Genomic DNA, 17153 nt, shown 5'->3' on the forward strand with positions numbered 1-17153 from the left:
GTCGCAGGCGCACGCCGTCGGGAACGGCGGCCGGGTTCGCTTGAACGCCGCCGGCCGGGCTCATCCGCCGCCTGCCGGAGAGATCCCGCTGTCCGCGCGACTCGATCGCGCGATAGGATCCAGCACTCCCGGGCGATCCCGCCATCTGGTTGGGCATCGAAGCCCGATACCGTTCGCTGTGAGGCCCATGCGCATCGTCGCAGTTCTCGTGTTGTTTCTCCTCGCCTTGCCGGTGCCACACCACGTCGCCGCCCAGGACGTCCCCTACGGTCTCGCGGCGGCGGAGGCGAAAAGCCTGGATCGGCAATCCCTGGCGTTGTTCGCGCGTCGAGTCCTGGCGCTTGCTCCGGTCGACCGGCTGCCGCCGGGGTCGCACGAGCGGACGTCGGTGGGCATCGCAAGCGGCGCCGCCACGGCGGCCCCAGGCCAGCGCGAACCGCACGTCCCGTCATCGGCCGATCCGGCCGCCCTCCGGCGCTTCTTTCTCGACCTCTACGCCGAAGCGCGGCCCGGCACGCCGGAAGGGCGGCGCGCGGCCGTCGCGACCTACCGTGGCCTGCTTCGGCAGCGCATGGATGCGCTCGACCCCGTTGTCGCCGAGCGCCTTTGCGCGTGGTTCGAAACGCATGCAGCGAACTCGGTCGAAGCGCTCGACAGGCAGCTCTCGCGCCACGCAGGCGCAGCCACGGTGGCGTTGGACGAGGCCATCGAAATCGCGGAAGCGTATGCCGACCACCTCCTGCTCGAAACGTTCGGGAGCGCCACGGCTGAGACGATCGAGGCCCTGCGCGCCGATCGATTCGTGGTCGATGACGCGATCCTGATCAGGACACCGGAAGGGGCGTCGCTTTCGGCGACCCTGGTCCGCCCGGCAGGCGAAAACGCTCCGCTGGAGACGGCGATGTACTTCACCATCTACTCGGATCGCGCACGCAACCGCCGGATCGCGGCGATGGCAGCGGCGCACGGGTATGCAGGTATCGTCGTCAATGCGCGCGGAAAGCTCGACAGTCCCGACGCGATCCGTCCCTATGAGACCGAGGCGGCCGATACGGTCGCGGCCATCGAGTGGGTCGCCCGCCAACCGTGGAGCGACGGGCGGGTCGGCATGTACGGCGGAAGCTATACCGGCTTTGCGGCATGGGCCGCGACAAAGCGCCGTCCCGAGGCCTTGAAGACGATCGTCCCCTACGTCGCCGCCATTCCGGGCCAGGGACTGCCGATGGAGAACGGCGTCTTCCTCAACGCGAACTACGCGTGGGCGTTCTACGTGACCAACAACCGCACCCTCGACCGGGAAGTGAACGACGACCGCGGGCGCTGGGCGTCGCTCAACGAGAACTGGTACCGCAGCGGCAGGGCCTATCGCGAGATCGACGCGATCGATGGCACGCCGAACCCCTGGCTCCAGCGCTGGCTGGAGCACCCCACGTACGACGGCTACTGGCAGGCAATGGTCCCCTACGGCGAGGAGTTCGGCCAGATCGACATTCCGGTGTTGTCGATCACCGGCTACTACGACGACGGCCAGATTTCCGCGGTCCACTACCTGAAGGAGCACTATCGCCACGATTCCGACGCCGAACACCATCTCGTCATCGGGCCATACGATCATTTCGGTGCGCAGCAGGAGTTCAAGCCGGAGACGTTGCGCGACTCTCCGGTCGATCCGGTAGCGCAGTTCAATACGACCGAACTCACCTTCGCCTGGTTCGATCACGTGTTCCGGGGCGCGCCAAAGCCCGCCATCCTGAAGGATCGCATCAACTATCAGGTCATGGGCGCGAACCGCTGGCGCCATGCGCCCTCGATCGCGGCGATGAGCGCTGCACGGTCGCGGCTGTTCCTCGCCAGCGGCACCGCGGCATCCGGGCGTATGCGCCTGACTGCCGATCGATCCGAGGCTGGTGGCGAGGTGGTCCGGCGGGTGGACTTTTCCGACCGGCAGACGACGGACGCGGGCTATTACCCTTTTCCGATCGTCGATACCGCGCCGAATTTCTCCGAGGGCCTGGTCTTCGAGAGCGAGCCGTTCGAGCAGCCGGTCGAGATCAGCGGCGGTTTTTCCGGCCGCTTCCGCGTAAGGAGCAACAGGAGGGATTTCGATTTCTTCGCGGCGCTCTACGAGTTGCGGCCGGACGGCAGCAGCTTCGCGCTCTCCTACTACGTGGGGCGTGCGAGCCAGACCAGGGATCTGGCCAGGCGCGACCTGCTCTCCCCGGGCGAGGTCGTCGACCTTCCGTTCGATCGCACGCGGCTCGTGAGCAAGCGTTTCGCCGCGGGAAGCCGGCTCGTCCTGGTCGTCGATATCCTCAAGAACGGCTTCCATCAGGTCAACTATGGGACCGGGGGCGCTGTCGCCGAGGAAACGATCGCCGATGCCGGCACACCGCTCGAGGTCGAATGGCTGCCCGGGAGCTTCATCGAGGTGCCGCTCTCGCACGTGGATGCTTCCGCTGCGGTGGACGCCCGGGCATCCGGCGAGCCGCCATCGCCGGATTCGCGATAGCGGCCGCCCCGGAGCCGCGCTCCGCGGCCATGAGCGCCGGGCAATGGCGGCGAACCAGCCCACGCTTGCTCATGCATCCGCCGCGAATCGCACCGCACCCTCCTCGACCACCCAGCGCCGCCAGTGGTTGCGCTCGCCGGTCAGGCGCCTTCCCCGCGTGGGATGCCAGCTGTCCAGCCCCACGGCGATGTCGATGGCCTCGGCGCCCGGCCAGTCGTCCAGCGTCGCCGTCGCGAGCAGGTTGGCCAGCGCGCCGTAGAACGCCACCGAAGGCAGCGCCACGATGCGTGCGGCCCCGGCGCAACAGTTCGGCGACGATGAAACGCCCGGTATGGCCGTAGGCGCCATAGACGGCCACCGGCCCCGACGGTCCCGCGGGCTGCCGGGGGCTTGCCCGGGTTGCGGGGCTCATGCGCCGCCCCGGATGGAGGGGGCGCCGGTGGGGCGCATGACGTGCCTGGTTCGCGCCCGCCATCCGGGACGAATCCAGCAGAACACCGCTGGCGCCATCGCGCTGTCGGAATCTTTAGCGCCGCGCCTTGCGCGGGCGTGCACGGGCCATGCGCTAGCGTGGGCCGATGCTCTACATCGTCTACCTCGAAGCCTCCGCCTTGCCTGGCCCGATCGATCCGGCGGGGATGCTGGAGCTCGCGCCGGGCCTGTTCCTGACCGAGACCGGGCAGACACGCTCGCAGCTCTATCACGACGTGAAGCGACGCTTCCGCCCTGACAGGCTGCTCGTCGCCCCGCTGGCGGACGCTCCGAAGTTCAAGGGCATGGCGGCCGGTGCGCTGGCCTGGGTCCGCAGCCGGGCGCGCCGGCCGGAGTAGCAGCGACGTGGGTCCATGCACCGAAGATGCGCCGGGAACTCCCACGGGCTGGACGTCGCGGCCGATCCCGAGGCGCCGCGCGCAGCGCTGGCGGCGGCCCTGGCGGTGGTCGTGTGCGGCCATGGCCTGCTTTGCCGGCCCTGTTGCGGCGCAGCGTGCCGTGCGTGCTTCCCGGGACTAGTTTTCGACTCGCCTCGAGGCGAGGCGACGTCAACCAAAGGAAGGAACCATGAAGACCAGAAAGGTGAAGTTCTCGCTGTTGTGCGGAGTGTTGTTCGGAGCCAGCGCCGCGTTGTCGGCGTGGGCCAACACCACGACGGTCATGCCGGAGTGCGACTGGGGCTGCGTGCAGCAGTGCCGGCAGCAGAACTGCGATCCGGGCGACTGGATCTGCAACTACTTCGACTGCCACTGGGCGTGCGGCTGCGAGCCGCTCTGACGCCGACCGACGGAAAGGGAGGCTTGCCTCCCTTTCCTTGATCACGGCCGCGCCGCCTCACCGGTTCTGCGGGCGTTCGGACCAACATGCAAGGGAATGACATGGCCATGAAGACGGGATCCAAAAGAAGCAAACTGATGCTCGCGGCGGCCTTGATCGCCTGCATCGCCGCCGGCGGCCTGGCCGGCCGCTGGTACGCACAGCGCGATGCGCCCCCGGCCCCCGGCTACACGCAGGTCGACAACAGCCGGTACCTGCGCGCCGCCACCGCCGAGGTGGTGCTCTACACGCAGGACGGCTGCGCCGGAAGCCCGAGGGTCAAGGCGTGGCTGGAGCAGGCGGGCGTCTCCTACGAGGAACGGATCGTGGAACGGTCGAATCCGCATTGGCACGACATCCAGGCCATGGGCGTCCGGCTGATGCCGGTGCTGCTGACTCCGCAGGCGCGGATCGAGGGGTTCGATCCCGCGGTGCTGGCCGCCCTGGTGCAGCGCGATCCCGGCTAGCAGCGGACGCCCGGAGCGAGGTCCAGCTCCTCGCCGCGGCGTCGGCCGCTGGACGGACCTAGGGTTTACCCGAATTCCGTCTCCGCGCACGCCGGCGCTAGTGTCACGCCTGCTTCCATTCCTGAGCGCAGGCAGGCCATGAGCCAGATCTACGGGGTCGACTCCCAGACCTACCACCGGCTTCCCGCCGACGACCAGAACGCGATCCGGCAGTCCTGGCAACAGCGCCAGGACGAGGCGCCGGCGACCCCCGCGACATCGGACCAAGCCGCCCCCGAGGCTCCCCAGGCGCCGCCGCCGGCGGACCCGGCGCAGGCGACCACCGCGGAGGAGGCGGTGGCGGCGATCCACGCCATGCCGCTGCCGGACACCTCCGACCTGTCGCAACCGCCCCTGCGCAACCTGCCCGAGGCCGATCGGCAATCGATCGTCGATTCGCGCAACGCCAGCTTCAATCAGTCGCGCGCGGAAGCCGCCGAGGCGGCGCTCGAGCGGCTGGAGCCGCAGCGCAGCGACTTCGACGTCCTGCCCGGGGCTACGGCGGACCACGAATACCAGCAGGCGCGGCAGGCCTACGATTCGAGCCCCTACGTGCAGGAGCTGGAGCGCATCGTCGAAGAGGCGACGACGGCGCCGAACGAGATCCCGGCCTACCTGGAGACAGGCACCTCCTCCTCGGACGTCAACGCCATTCCGTTGCCGCAGGCCCGCGGTGCGCTGGCGATGCTCGGCATCGAGCTTCCGGAGAGCGCCACGCCGGAGCAGATCGCGGCCGGCTACGAGATTCTCGCCACCGTGCCGAACGACATCCTCGGGCCGCTGATCAATCCCGGCTACAGCGTCGGCTATTCCGCCGACCTGGGCGGGCTGGGAACGACCCAGTGGCTGCCGGTGCGCGGCGAGGCCACGGCGACGCTGGAGGGCGAGGTTTCCCTCTCCGAGGTGCGGACCGGTGTGGGCTTCGAGCAGACGCAGCGTTTCGAGGCCACGGTGGAGATCCGCGGCGAAGCCGGGGTGGACCTGGGCAAGACGCCGCTGCAGCGCATCTATGGCTGGGCCGAGCGGCTCGGTGCATTGCCCGATGGCGCGCGCGACCTGGCCAACAGCTCGCCGCTGCTGCGCGGGGTGATGAGAGGGCTGCCCGTTTCCGGCGAGTACCAGCAGTTCGCGGGCACGCGACTGAGCTACGAAGCCGTGGTCACGCCCGGGCAGGGCGCCGAACTGGACGGCGGCGAACTGAGCGCGCTGCCCAACCCGCTCGATCCGATGGGCATGCCCACGGGCACCTCGCTGCTGATCCGCGGCCAGTCGCTGGAGGGCTCGTCCTTCGAGGCCAACTACAAGGCCTTCACCCTCGGCAGCACCCACACCGAGCTGTCGGGGCTCGGCTTCGGCGTCACCCGGCAGGAGGGCTCGATCGTGGAGGTCTACGCAGGCCCGGTGGACACGGTCGAGAACGAAATGTTCTTCGGCATCGGCCGCCAGGGCGTGGCCGCGATCGGCATCGGTTCGGAGTACAGCAGCGAGACGCGCGAGATGGAGGTCGCCAGGATCGACCTGTCCACCGCGGAAGGCCAGGCCGCCTACCAGGAATTCATCACCAGCGGCCGCGTGCCCGACTGGGCGCCGCCGGGCGTGCCGCAGTCTGGCACCACCAGCATCTACGACGGCGAACATGCGAGCTTCATCGGCATCCAGCTCGGTGGCCTGGATATCAGCACGGGCGGCGAGAGCCAGATCAGCGTCCGCGACACCAGCTGGGACGACGGCACGATCGATCGCCAGCTCACCTACAGCAACTCGGGTGGCCTGACCACCGACGTGCGGTTCCAGGTGGCGGCGAACGGCGAGCCCGACTTCGACCAGGCGCAGTGGACCGTGGTGCGCGCCGACCTCGACCCGGTGCTGGCCTCCTATCTCGAGGCGTCCTACGACGGTGCAGCCGGCAACCGCGAGCTGGACGGCGACCACCACGTGCAGATGACCTTCACCACCGACGAGCTGATGGCGATGCACGAACGCGGGCGCGCGTCGGTGCTCGAGGGCCAGGGCCAGGAGAAGCTCGACAACCTCGATGCCGGCATCGAGACCCCGTGGTGGTCGTCCACCGACGAACGCCTGGCCGTGGCCACCACCCCGGACGAGGTCTTCGCCATCCTCTCCGACGACGTCCATGGCGGCGCCGTGATCGAAGATCTGCTGGCGCTGAGCATCACGTCCGGCGAGCCCACCACCGGCACCTTCCGGATGGAGCCGGCCGGCTGACGAAAGTACGGATGCAGCGTCGAGTGGCGCCCGCTCGAACGCGCCGCGTCCTGCTGGTGCCGGCGGTCCCGCGACAAGATGGGCCCGGGACGGGACGGCCCGATCATCTAGCGTGGCGGACCTCGCGCGGGTATTCGCGCCGCCGGCGCCCGGGCTTTGGCAGAATGGAGCGCCGAGCCAGGAGCCGCGCCGTTGACCAGGATGATGATCGTCGCGTGGATGTGCCTGCTGCCGCTTGCGGCGTCGCGAGCCGCCGGCCCCGAGCTCGTCCGGGACGATAACGGAGCCGCCGCCGCGACGGAGGCGCCGCTGCCGTTCCCGTGGCCAGAAGCCCGCCGCGCGGCGGTCAGCCTGGCCTACGACGATGCACTGGATTCGCAGCTGGACAACGCACTCCCGGCGCTCGACCGGTACGGTTTCAAGGCCACCTTCTACCTGACCCTGGCCAGCGACGCGGTCGCGCGGCGCATGGCCGAATGGCGTGCGGCGGCCGCCAGCGGCCACGAGCTCGGCAACCACAGCCTGTTCCATCAGTGCTCCGGTTCCGCGCCGGACCGCGCCTGGGTGGCGCCCGAGCGCGACCTGGATGCGACCAGCGCAGGGCAGATGCGCGATCAGGTCCTGCTGGCCAACGTCGCGCTGCAGGCGCTCGACGGGCGCAGCCGGCGCACCTTCACTGCGCCCTGCGGCGAGACGCTGGCCGGCGACGGCGACTACGCCGCCCTGGTGGCGCCGGCGTTCGTCGCCACCAAGCGGGGCATCGGGCCGGTGACGGACATGGCAACGCTCGATCCGGATGCGGTCCCGGTGGACGCTCCGGTGGGCGTCGCCGGCAGCGAATTGATCGCCCGGGTGGAGCAGGCCGCACGCGTGGGCGGCATGGTCAACTTCACCTTCCACGGCATCGGCGGCGACCATCTCGCAGTGTCGACGCGGGCGCACGACGAGCTGCTGGAGCACCTGGCGGCGCATCCCGACATCTACTGGGTCGACACCTTCCTCGAGATCATGACCCACGTACGCGACGTTCGGACGCGGCCGGTCGACTAGGCGGATCGTCCCGGACCCTCGCGGGCCCCGCCCAGGAGGCGTCCGGTCGCGGCGTCAGTGGCCGGACGGCGCCTGCGGCTGCGGCGTGTCCAGCCCAAGCCTGCGCGCCAGCCAGCCGAGCGTGGGGCCCTGGATCACGCTGGAGAGCAGCACCACGAAGAATACGATGTTGAAGATGGACTGCGCGCCCGGCACCCCGGCGACGATCGGGAACGTCGCGAGCACGATCGGCACCGCGCCGCGCAGCCCGGCCCACGACACGAACAGTTTGGAGCGCCAGCCGTAGCGCCGGAACGGCGCCAGGCACAGGAACACGCTGAGCGGCCGCGCCACGAACATCAGCACGGCGGTGATCGCCAGGCCGGGGCCCAGCACCTCCACCAGTTCGCTGGGGAACACCAGCAACCCCAGGGTGAGGAACATCAGCACCTGTGCCAGCCAGGCCAAGCCGTCCTGGAACATGGCGATCGTGCGCCGCGACGGAAATTCGCGCGCCCCCGCCACGATGCCTGCCATGTACGCAGCCAGGAAGCCATTGCCCTGCAGCAGCCCGGCCAGCCCGTAGGACAGCAGCGCTGCGGCGATGGACACCACCAGCGCCAGGCCGCCCACGCGCAGCCGCGCGCGGCGCAGCAGCGCCGGGAAGCCCACGCCGATCGCGTAGCCGACCAGCGCCCCCACCGCCATCTGCACGCCGAACGCCGGCACCAGCGCGAGCGGCGACGTCTCCGGCACCGCGATCAGCAGCAGCGCGGCGCCGACCAGGAAGATCGCCATCGGGTCGTTGGAGCCGGACTCCACCTCGATCACGCCCTTGAGTTCGTCGCGCAGCGGCATGTTGCGCGAGCGCATGATCGCGAACACCGCGGCGGCATCGGTGGAGGCGACGACCGAGCCCAGCAGGAAGCCCTGCAGCGGGGTGAAGCCGAGCAGCCACATCGCCGCCACCGTCACCACCGCCGCGCTGACGATCACCCCGGCGGTGGCCAGCAGCAATGCCGGCACAGCGCCGCCGCGCACCTCGCGCCAGATCGTGTCCAGCCCGCCGGAGAACAGGATGAACACCAGGCTCAGCACGCCGATGCCCTGCGCCAGGCCGACGTTCTCGAACGAGATCCCGCCCAGTCCCTCCGAGCCGGCGAGCATGCCCAGCAGCATGAAGCCGATCAGCGCGGGCAGCCCGAAGCGGCTGGAGAGGCTGCCCGCCAGCACGGTGAGCACCAGCAGCAGGCCGATGCCGAAGAAGACCAGTTCGGACGAGTAGCCGGGCAAGATGGGTGGCCTCGGGAGACGGCGGCTCATGGTACCCGAGCGCCGCCGCGCCTCCGCGCAGGCGATGGAACGAAGTGAACCGGGCCCGGTCCGCGGGCCCGGGGTCAGGAACGGAGCGAATGCTGCCGTCCGGTGCTGCGACCGGCCGAGAGCAGCGCGCCCAGGGGCTGAGGGCGGCCGAGCAGGTAGCCCTGGCCGCGGTCGCAGCCGTTGGCACGCAGCCACTCGAGCTGCGTGCGCTTTTCGATGCCCTCGGCGGTGACGTGCAGGCCGAACAGTTCGGCGAGCGAGATGATCGACCTGCAGATCGCGGCGTTGGCGCTGTCGCGCTCGACGTCGTCCACGAAGGTACGGTCGATCTTGAGGATATGGGCCGGAAGCCTGCGCAGGTAGGCGAGGTTGGAATAGCCGGTGCCGAAGTCGTCGATGGCGATCAGCACGCCCAGCCCGCGCAGCCGTGCGAGGACGTCGATGACCTGCTCCGGGTCGCTCATCACCACGCTTTCGGTGATCTCGATCTCCAGAGCGTCCGGGGGCAGGTCCATCTCGTCGAGCGCGGCCTGTACGTCGGCGACCAGGTCGCTGCGTCCGAACTGGCTGGCGGAAACGTTCACCGCGATCGGCAGCGGCGGATGCCCCGCGGCCAGGAACGCGTGGTAGGCGCGCGCGGCCTCGCGCAACACCCAGCGGCCCAGCGGCACGATCAGCGTGCTGTCCTCGCACAGCGGGATGAACTCGTTCGGCGGGATGAAGCCGCCGTCGGCCTGCGGCCAGCGGATCAGCGCCTCGTAGGCGGCGACGCGGCCGCTGGCCAGGTCGTGGATGGGCTGGAAGTACAGGACGAACTCGCCGTGCTCGATCGCCTGGTGAAGGCGCGCGAGCAGTCCGAGCCGCGCCGAGGCCCGGCGGCCCAGTTCGGCGCTGTAGCGCATGCCTTCCGGCGTGGCGTGGTGCTGCACGTTGTGCGCGGCCAGGCCGGCGTTGCGGATCAGCTCCTCGGCGCTGGCGCCGTCTTCCGGGTACAGCGCGAGACCGAAGCCGGCGTCGAGGTAGTGGGGGGCGTTCGCGGCCCAGACCGGCTCGCGCAGCGCCGCGGCGAGCGCGCTCACCGTGGCGTGCCCTTCGCCGTCGCCGGCGCGGGGAGACATCGCCACGATCAGCTCGGGACCCTGCAGCCTGGCCACCAGGTCCTGATCGCCGAGCACCCGCAGCACGCGCTCGGTCGCCTGGACCAGGACCTCGTCGCCGATCGCGCCGCCGAGGCTGTCGCCGATCATCGCCAGGCGCTGCAGCACCACGCGGGCGATCACCATCCTCTCGCCTCCGGCACCGGCACCGGCGGCGATGCGGTCGCCCAGCCGTTGCCGGAAATAGCTCTCGTTGGGCAGGCCGGTCAGGGTGTCGTGGGTGGCGCGGTAGGTCAGCTTGCGCTGGATCTGTTGGCGCTCGCTGATGTCCTCGGCCAGCACCAGGCGCGCCCGGCGGCCGTCGAAGTCGATGTCGGCGGCGTGGATGCGCACCTCAAGCAACGAGCCGTCCTTGCGGCAATGCGTCCACACCCGCGGCACGTGGTCGCCGGCGCCGGTCTTGGCGACGTCGGCGCGCAGGCGCGCGGCATCCTCCGGAGGGCGGATGTCGAGCAGGGTCATGTGCCGAAACTCTTCGCGCGAGTAACCATAGCTGCGGATCGCCGCGTCGTTGACCTCGAGAAAGCGCAGGCTGGACACCTCGTACACCCAGAACGGCAGCGGGTTGCGGTCGAACAGCAGGCGGAACTGGCGCTCGGCGTCCAGCAGGCGCTGCTGGTTGCGCACGCGCTCGGTGACGTCGAGCACCACGCCGCTGGTGCGGGTGCCGCTGCCGGCGGTGACGACCTGCGCGCCCTGCGCCGAGAGGTGCCGGGTCTGGCCGTCGGGCATCGATACCCGGTAGTCGATCGACATCTCGCCGCCCTGCAGGCGGATCCGCTCGACCCAGTCGCGCATGGCCTGGCGATCGTCGGGATGCATGCGCTGGAAGAAGTGCTCGAGGCCCAGGCCGGGCGTGTCCGGTGCCAGGCCGTACAGGCGCGGCACCTCGTCGGTCCACCAGATCTCGCCGTCGCGGCGGATTCCCCAGGCCCCCATGTGCCCGGCGCGCTGGGCCACCGACAGCAGCTCGGCGCCTTGCTGGAGCTGGCGGAGCAGGGCGTCCTGGCGGTCCTCGGCGCGGCGGATGGTGCGCAGCAGCTGCGCCAGGCCGGCCCAGTACAGCGTGAACAGGACCGCGGCCACGCCCGCGGTGAAGTACCAGGGCAGCAGAACGTCCGCGCGCGGCAGGCCGGTGCCCAGATACAGCGGGTAGGCCTGCAGGGCGGTGAACGCCCGGATCCGGTCGACCCCGTCGAAGGTGTTGACGTTGCGCTCGACCGAGCGAGCCACGCCGCCGGCGATGCGTTCCGCGATCGCCGGATCCTCGTAGCGGGTGCCGACGAACGCTTCGGGGTCCCGGGTACGGGCCAGCACCTTGCGTTCGGCGTCGAGCAGGGTGATCAGGCTGCGCTGGCCCGCCTCCAGCCGCTCCAGCGGCAGCTGCAGCGCCGACAGGTCGAGCAGCGCGAGCACGCCCCCGGGCCGTTGTCCCGGGAACGGCACGGCCAGCGGCAGCGCCCACGTGCCGTCCGCGCTCCTGTGCAGCGTCCCCAGGCGCATGTCCTCGCCCGGTCGGCGGATCGCGGCGCCGGCCCAGTCCAGCAGCTCGGCGGCGACCCCTTCCGCCCCATGCGCTCGGCCCGCATCGTCGAGCACGGTGATGGCATGCAGTTCGTCGGTCGCGGTCGCGGCGATGGCCGGAGCGTGCGCCGTGCCCGTGGCGTCGCCGGCATGCGCGGCCGCTTCGCGGGCGACGACCCGCAGCACCTGCTCCTGGGCGTGGAGCGTCTCGTGGACGAGGCCCTCGGCGCCGCGGGCGACGGTCCCGACGTGGCCATGCGCCACGGCGATGCGCGAGGCGCGGTCGTGGGCCAGGAACGCCGCCAGGGCCAGCCCCAGAAGCACCCCCAGGGCGATGCCGAAGCGGCGCGTGATGCGGGCCGAGAGTCCCGACAGCAATCGCTCGCGTCTGCTGGCTGTCTTGGCCGTAATTCCCCCTCTCCCTGTCGACGCCCGGTAGCGGCCGATGGGCGCCCGCGCCCAGTCTGCCCCGCCGGGCGGCGTTCGTGGAGTGACGGCGTCCACATCGCGCATCCGGCTCGTATCGGATCTTGCGCAGCCGGCAAGGAACGTCCCGTGAAAACGCCGTGGCGATGCCATCCCCGCAGGCGTTTCGCGGGTCCGGGGGCTGCGGCGCGGCGGCGCACGGCCCGCATCGCGCACCTCCTGTCCGCCACGCGGACCGGCGCGCTCGCGGTGTCGCTGGCGCGCTCGATCGCGTCGCGCGCGGGACCTGTCCCGGCCCGCGCATCGTGGTGCGTCAGCGCCGCGCGACCGCGTCCGCGCGATCCTGCACCACCACCGCCTGGCCCGGCTGCACGCGCTCTCCGCCGCGGACGATCAGCCGGTCCCCCGGTGCGAGCGCACCGGAGACCTCGACCAGGTCGTCCAGCTGCGATCCGGTCTCCACGGCGACGCGCTCGGCGCGCTCGGCGGCATCCACGCGCAGCACGTAGTCCCCCTCGCGGCGCAGAATCACCGCGTCGCGCGGCACCGCCAGCACCTCGCGCGCGGCGGCGCCGGGCAGGCCGACATCCACGGCGCTGCCGACCGGGAACCGCGGCGCGTCGAGGACGATGCGCAGCTCCAGCTGGCGCGAATTCTCGTCGCCGATGGGCACCACGGCGCCGACCGGATGTTCGCGGTCGCCGTCGGCCGAACGCACCGTCACCGGCGTACCCACCGCCAGATGCCGGGCCAGTTCGACCGGCGCGCGCACCCGCACCTCCAGGTCGGCGGTGTCCACCAGGCGCGCCACGGTGGCGCCGGCCGCCAGGTATTCGCCGGCCTGCGCGTGGCGTTCGGCCACGGTGCCGGGGAACGGCGCGCGCACCACCATCCGCTCGCGCTGGTGGCTGATCTGCGCCAGCAGCGCGCGCGCGCGCGCCAGTTCCTGCGCCAGCACGTCGCGGTCGGCCTGCAGCTGATCGTGCTGCGCGCGGGCGATGTCCTGGCGCGCGGCGAGCCGTGCGTAGCGCGCTTCCTGGCGCGTGGCTAGGTCCAGCTGGGCACGGATGCGGCCCGCCTCGGCGGCCGCCTCCTGCTCGCGCAGGCGCAGCCCGGTGTCGTCCAGCACCGCCAGGGCATCGCCCGCGCGCAGCGCCTGTCCGATCTCTGCGACGCGCACCACGCGGCCGCCTGACTCGCCGGCGACCTGCGCGTCCCGGCGGCTGATGACGCTGCCCGGTGCCCAGTGCCGCGGCGCGAACGTGGCGGTGCGCACGGGCGAGACGTCGACGGTCGCCGGCGCCGGGGCCGGCGCGGGCGTCGCACCGGCATCGACGCCGCGGTCGAACAGGAACGGCGCGGCCGCGGCGGCGACCGCGATCGCGATCAGGAGCTTGGGCAGGGTTCGCATGGGGGGAATCCTCGCTTGGGGGTCAGTGCGCCGGCTGGGCGATCGGCGCGGGCGCCGGCGCCGGCCGCCGCGCGGCGGCCAGTCGCAGCAGCGCGGGCACCAGCACCACGGTGAACAGCAGGCTGAGCCCGACTCCGCCGACGGTGACCGCGGCCAGGCCGCGATAGATCACCGCGCCGGGCCCGGGATTGACCGCCATCGGCAACGCGCCCAGCACGCCGGTCAGCGCGGCGATCAGGATCGGGCGCAGGCGCTGCTCGAGCGCCTGGTGCAGAGCGGCATCGATCCCGGCGCCGCCCGCCTCGGCCTCGCGGGTCTGCGCGACCAGCAGGATCGCGTTGTTGATCACCATGCCCAGCAGCATGATGAAGCCGATCATCGACAGCAGGTCGAGGGTCTGCCCGGCGGCCAGGTCCAGCGCGCGCAGTCCCAGCACCCCGCCCAGCACCGCCATCGGCAGGGTGGCCATCACGAAGGCGCTGTCGCGCAGCGAACGGAACATCGCCGCCATCAGCAGGAACAGGATCAACAGCGCCATGGCGAAATTGCCGGCCATGGCGCTCACCACGCCGGCCAGGCGGTCGGCGCTGCCGGAGAGGCGGACCGCCGCGTCGGCGGGCAGCGCCCGCTGCAGGCCCGGCACCACCTGCTCGCGAATGGTCGCCAGCGCGGCCTCCAGCGACATGCCCGGCGGCGGGTCGACGGTGAGGGTGACGGTGCGGCGGCGATCGATGCGCCGCAGCTGGTTCGGCGAGAGCACGGTGTCCACCCGCGCCAGTTCGCCGAGACTCAGGGTGCCCGCCAGGGGCGTGGCCAGCGGCGCGCCGGCCAGACCGGTGAAGGGATCGTCGCGGTCGGTGCGCAGCACGATCGGCATGCGGCGGTCGCCGTCGAAATGCTCGCCCAGCCACTGGCCGCCGCCGAGCGTGCGTACCACCATACCCAGCTCGGGCCGCCGCCAGCCGGCCTCGGCCAGGCGGCGGTCGTCCGGGCTGATGCGCAGCTCGGGCGTGCCGGCGTCGGCATTCGGGAACGACTGCACGTTCGCCCCCGGGAAGTGCGCCGCCAGCAGCTCCCTGCCCGCCTCCGCCGCCCGCACCAGCGCATCGGCATCGGCATGCTGCAGGTGGATGGCGACCGCGCGTGCCGACCCGCCGAAGCCGCCGAACAGGTCGCCCTCGCCGGCAAAGGCGCGCGTGTCCGGGAGGCTGGCCACCACCTCGTCGCGGACGATGCGCTCGAGTTCGCCGATCTGCCGCGGGTCGGTCACCCGCGCGCCCAGGTTGCCGCCGCCGGGCCACAGGTTGAGGTACCAGTTGCTCAGCTGTGGTGCGGCGTCCCCGTCCATGTACGGGCGCATGCGCTCCAGCAGTGCGGGCGCGATCTCGCGGTCGACCCGTTCCGGGCTCATCCCGGGCGGGAAGTTGAAGAAGGCATCGACCGCGGCGCGCTTGACCGGCGGCAGATAGTCGACCTGGGGCATCAGCGCGGCCGCCAGCAGTGCCGGCGCCAGCACCAGGCCGCCGACCCAGGCCAGCTGGCGGTGGCGGCCCTCGGTCAGCCGCAGCGCCCGGTCGCCGATGCGCGCCCAGGCCCGGCCGCGCGCCCGGCCCTCGTGCTGCCGCAGCCAGCGGCCGGCAGCCGCCGGCAGCACGGTGAAGGCCAGCAGCAGCGAGATGCCCACGGCGATCGAGATGGTCAGCGCGAGGTCCGCGAACAGTTGGCCTTCGACGTTCTCCATGAACACCACCGGCAGGAACACCGCCACGGTGGTCAGCGTGGAGGCGACCAGCGCACCGCCGACCTGGCGGGTGCCGTCGAGCGCCGCCTGCCGCGCGGGGACGCCGCGCTCGCGCAGGCGCACGATGTTCTCGGCCACCACCACCGCGGCGTCCATCACCATGCCGACCGCGAACGCCAGGCCGGCGAGCGAGATCACGTTGAGGCTGCGGCCGGTCAGCTGCAGCACGATGAAGGTCGACAGCAGCGACACCGGGATGGCGCAGGCGATCAGCGCGGTAGCGCGCGCGTCGCGCAGGAACCACCACAGGCAGCCGACCGCCAGCGCCACGCCCGCCAACAGGCTGCCGGAGAGCAGCCCGATGGCGCGCCGGATGAACACCGAAGCGTCGAAGCTCTGGGCGATGTCCAGCCCCAGCGGGTGCAGTTCGCTTTCGCGCAGCTCGTCGGCCACGCGCCGGACCTCGTCGAGCGTGGCCAGCACGTTGGCGCCATTGGCGCGCAGGATCCGCAGACCGATCGCCGGGTTGCCGTTCTGGTAGGCGTAGAAGCGCTGCTCCGGGCGCCGTACCTCGATGGTGGCGACGTCGCCCAGGCGCACCGGGCGGCCGTCGCGCCAGGCCAGGATCAGCTCGCCCAGGGCCTCGGGCGAGTAGCGCCCGGCGAAGCGCAGTGCGTACTCGCGGCGGCCGTCCTCGATCACGCCGCCCGAGACGTCGGTGGCGCTGGCGGCGCGGGCGGCGACCTCGGGGATCTGCACGCCCAGCGCGGCGGCGCGTCGCAGGTCCATGGTGATGCTCAGCTCTTCCGCCTCGCCGGCGTTGAGCTCGACGCCGGCCACGCCCTCGATGGACGACAGCCTGGGCACGATGCGGTCGACCAGCATCTGCCGATGGTCGAGGATGTCGCCGCGGCCGCCCGGGAGCTTCTGCACGAAGAAGAAGGTGAGGGTGCTGTTGGCGTTGTCGGAACCGGCGCGGACGACCGGCGGACTGGCGTCGCGCGGCAGCGGCGGCAGGCGGTTCATCCGCGACAGCACCTCCACCAGCATCGCGTCCATGTCGCTGCCGATGGCGAAGGTGAGGTTGATGAAGCTGTTGCCGGGGCTGACGTTGGAAGCGATCTCCTCCAGCCCGGGCAGCCCCTGCAGCACCGACTCGATCGGCTCGACGATCTCCGATTCCAGCTCCTGCGGCGAGGCGCCGCGCCAGCCGCTCTGGATCGACATCTGCGGGCGCTCGATATCCGGAAACAGCTGCAGCGGCAGATCGAACAGGGCGAGCAGGCCGAACAGGCAGGCCAGCGCGACGGCCGCCGCGACGGCGGCCGGATTGCGCAGGGCGGCTTCGGTGATCTTCATCGTCGGCTCGGCAGTGGCGGCGCGGTCACGGTGCGCGCGCGAGGCCCGATCGAGATGGCCCGGAAGTCACGCCGGGCGGGGCGTTGCGGCGAAGCGTTGAAACCCTGCGACGAAGCGTTGTGCGGGCGACGCGACGGAACGGTTCAGTAGTTCCAGTACTCGCGGATGCGCGCGACCTTGCCGTCGCGGAACTCGAACACCGCCATGCGGGGCGGCGCGTCGCCGAGGCGAGCCTGGGAGCGGTGCACCGCGACGGCACCATCGCCGGCCATCGTCTCGACGATACGGTAGCCGTATTCGGCCGGATCGTAGTCGTCGTAGACCCCTCGTTCCAGGGCGCGGGTGTGGTTGCGAAAGAGCAGCTCGCGCGTGTAGACGTCGTCCATTCCCGGATGCTCGTAGATGAAGTCCGCGGTGTACATCGCGTACAGGCGCTCCACGTCTTCCAGGGTGGCGCCGCGCGTGGTCGCCTTGTTCTGCGCCAAGGTGACTTCGTGTACGAGTTCGGTCATTCGCTGCACCGACAGACCGTCCTGCTGTCCGGCTTGGACGATGCCGACGGGCAGCAGGGCGGAGACGATGAGCAGGCAGGCGGACAGCAACGGAGTTGTCACGGTTGGATCTTCCTTTCTTT

Annotated in this window: 12 protein-coding genes; 6 read left to right on the forward strand and 6 right to left on the reverse strand. The window is 71.3% G+C overall.

The features are described 5' to 3' along the window. Nucleotides 1-187 precede the first annotated feature (187 nt). Nucleotides 188-2509, forward strand: coding sequence for a CocE/NonD family hydrolase (locus H0E84_RS04760; protein WP_180677490.1), 2322 nt, complete (start codon nucleotides 188-190; stop codon nucleotides 2507-2509). A 69-nt stretch (nucleotides 2510-2578) separates the two neighbouring features. On the opposite strand, the gene H0E84_RS04765 is transcribed toward H0E84_RS04760, so the two are convergent. Next, a complete protein-coding gene (locus H0E84_RS04765) occupies nucleotides 2579-2791 on the reverse strand; it encodes a hypothetical protein (RefSeq protein ID WP_180677491.1) in 213 nt (70 codons plus the stop codon). 296 nt (nucleotides 2792-3087) lie between these two features. Between H0E84_RS04765 and H0E84_RS04770 the strand changes: the two genes are divergently transcribed. The 5 genes from H0E84_RS04770 (at nucleotide 3088) to H0E84_RS04790 (ending at nucleotide 7599) form a co-directional block, all read left to right on the forward strand. Then, a complete protein-coding gene (locus tag H0E84_RS04770) occupies nucleotides 3088-3339 on the forward strand; it encodes a hypothetical protein (RefSeq protein ID WP_180677492.1) in 252 nt (83 codons plus the stop codon). 229 nt (nucleotides 3340-3568) lie between these two features. Next, nucleotides 3569-3778 carry a hypothetical protein gene (locus H0E84_RS04775; RefSeq protein WP_180677493.1) on the forward strand — a complete coding sequence of 70 codons (210 nt, stop codon included), beginning with the start codon at nucleotides 3569-3571 and terminating at the stop codon, nucleotides 3776-3778. A gap of 107 nt (nucleotides 3779-3885) precedes the next feature. Beyond that, nucleotides 3886-4284 (forward strand): glutaredoxin family protein, encoded by a 399-nt coding sequence (locus H0E84_RS04780; RefSeq protein ID WP_180677494.1) that lies wholly within the window; start codon nucleotides 3886-3888, stop codon nucleotides 4282-4284. Nucleotides 4285-4422: 138 nt separating this feature from the next. Beyond that, a complete protein-coding gene (locus H0E84_RS04785) occupies nucleotides 4423-6549 on the forward strand; it encodes a hypothetical protein (protein WP_180677495.1) in 2127 nt (708 codons plus the stop codon). Between the two features lie 201 nt (nucleotides 6550-6750). Beyond that, complete coding sequence (locus H0E84_RS04790; RefSeq protein ID WP_257644071.1) at nucleotides 6751-7599, forward strand: polysaccharide deacetylase family protein; 849 nt, start codon at nucleotides 6751-6753, stop codon at nucleotides 7597-7599. 54 nt (nucleotides 7600-7653) lie between these two features. Here H0E84_RS04790 and H0E84_RS04795 read toward each other — a convergent pair whose 3' ends face one another. The 5 genes from H0E84_RS04795 to H0E84_RS04815 all read right to left on the reverse strand — a co-directional run bounded on the left by H0E84_RS04795 (nucleotide 7654) and on the right by H0E84_RS04815 (nucleotide 17133). Further along, the gene (locus tag H0E84_RS04795) at nucleotides 7654-8871 is read right to left on the reverse strand and encodes a potassium/proton antiporter (RefSeq protein ID WP_219339597.1); all 1218 of its coding nucleotides are present in this window, start codon (nucleotides 8869-8871) and stop codon (nucleotides 7654-7656) included. A gap of 104 nt (nucleotides 8872-8975) precedes the next feature. Beyond that, on the reverse strand, nucleotides 8976-11960 hold the full coding sequence (locus tag H0E84_RS04800) for a bifunctional diguanylate cyclase/phosphodiesterase (protein WP_180677497.1): 2985 nt from the start codon (nucleotides 11958-11960) through the stop codon (nucleotides 8976-8978). Nucleotides 11961-12321: 361 nt separating this feature from the next. Continuing rightward, nucleotides 12322-13419, reverse strand: coding sequence for an efflux RND transporter periplasmic adaptor subunit (locus H0E84_RS04805; RefSeq protein WP_180677498.1), 1098 nt, complete (start codon nucleotides 13417-13419; stop codon nucleotides 12322-12324). A gap of 22 nt (nucleotides 13420-13441) precedes the next feature. After that, nucleotides 13442-16519, reverse strand: a complete 3078-nt coding sequence (locus H0E84_RS04810) for an efflux RND transporter permease subunit (RefSeq protein WP_180677499.1) — start codon at nucleotides 16517-16519, stop codon at nucleotides 13442-13444. A 143-nt stretch (nucleotides 16520-16662) separates the two neighbouring features. Next, entirely contained in the window at nucleotides 16663-17133 is a 471-nt protein-coding gene (locus H0E84_RS04815) for a nuclear transport factor 2-like protein (RefSeq protein WP_180677500.1), read from the reverse strand. Nucleotides 17134-17153 lie beyond the last annotated feature (20 nt).

Source organism: Luteimonas salinisoli (assembly GCF_013425525.1).
GTDB lineage: Bacteria > Pseudomonadota > Gammaproteobacteria > Xanthomonadales > Xanthomonadaceae > Luteimonas > Luteimonas salinisoli.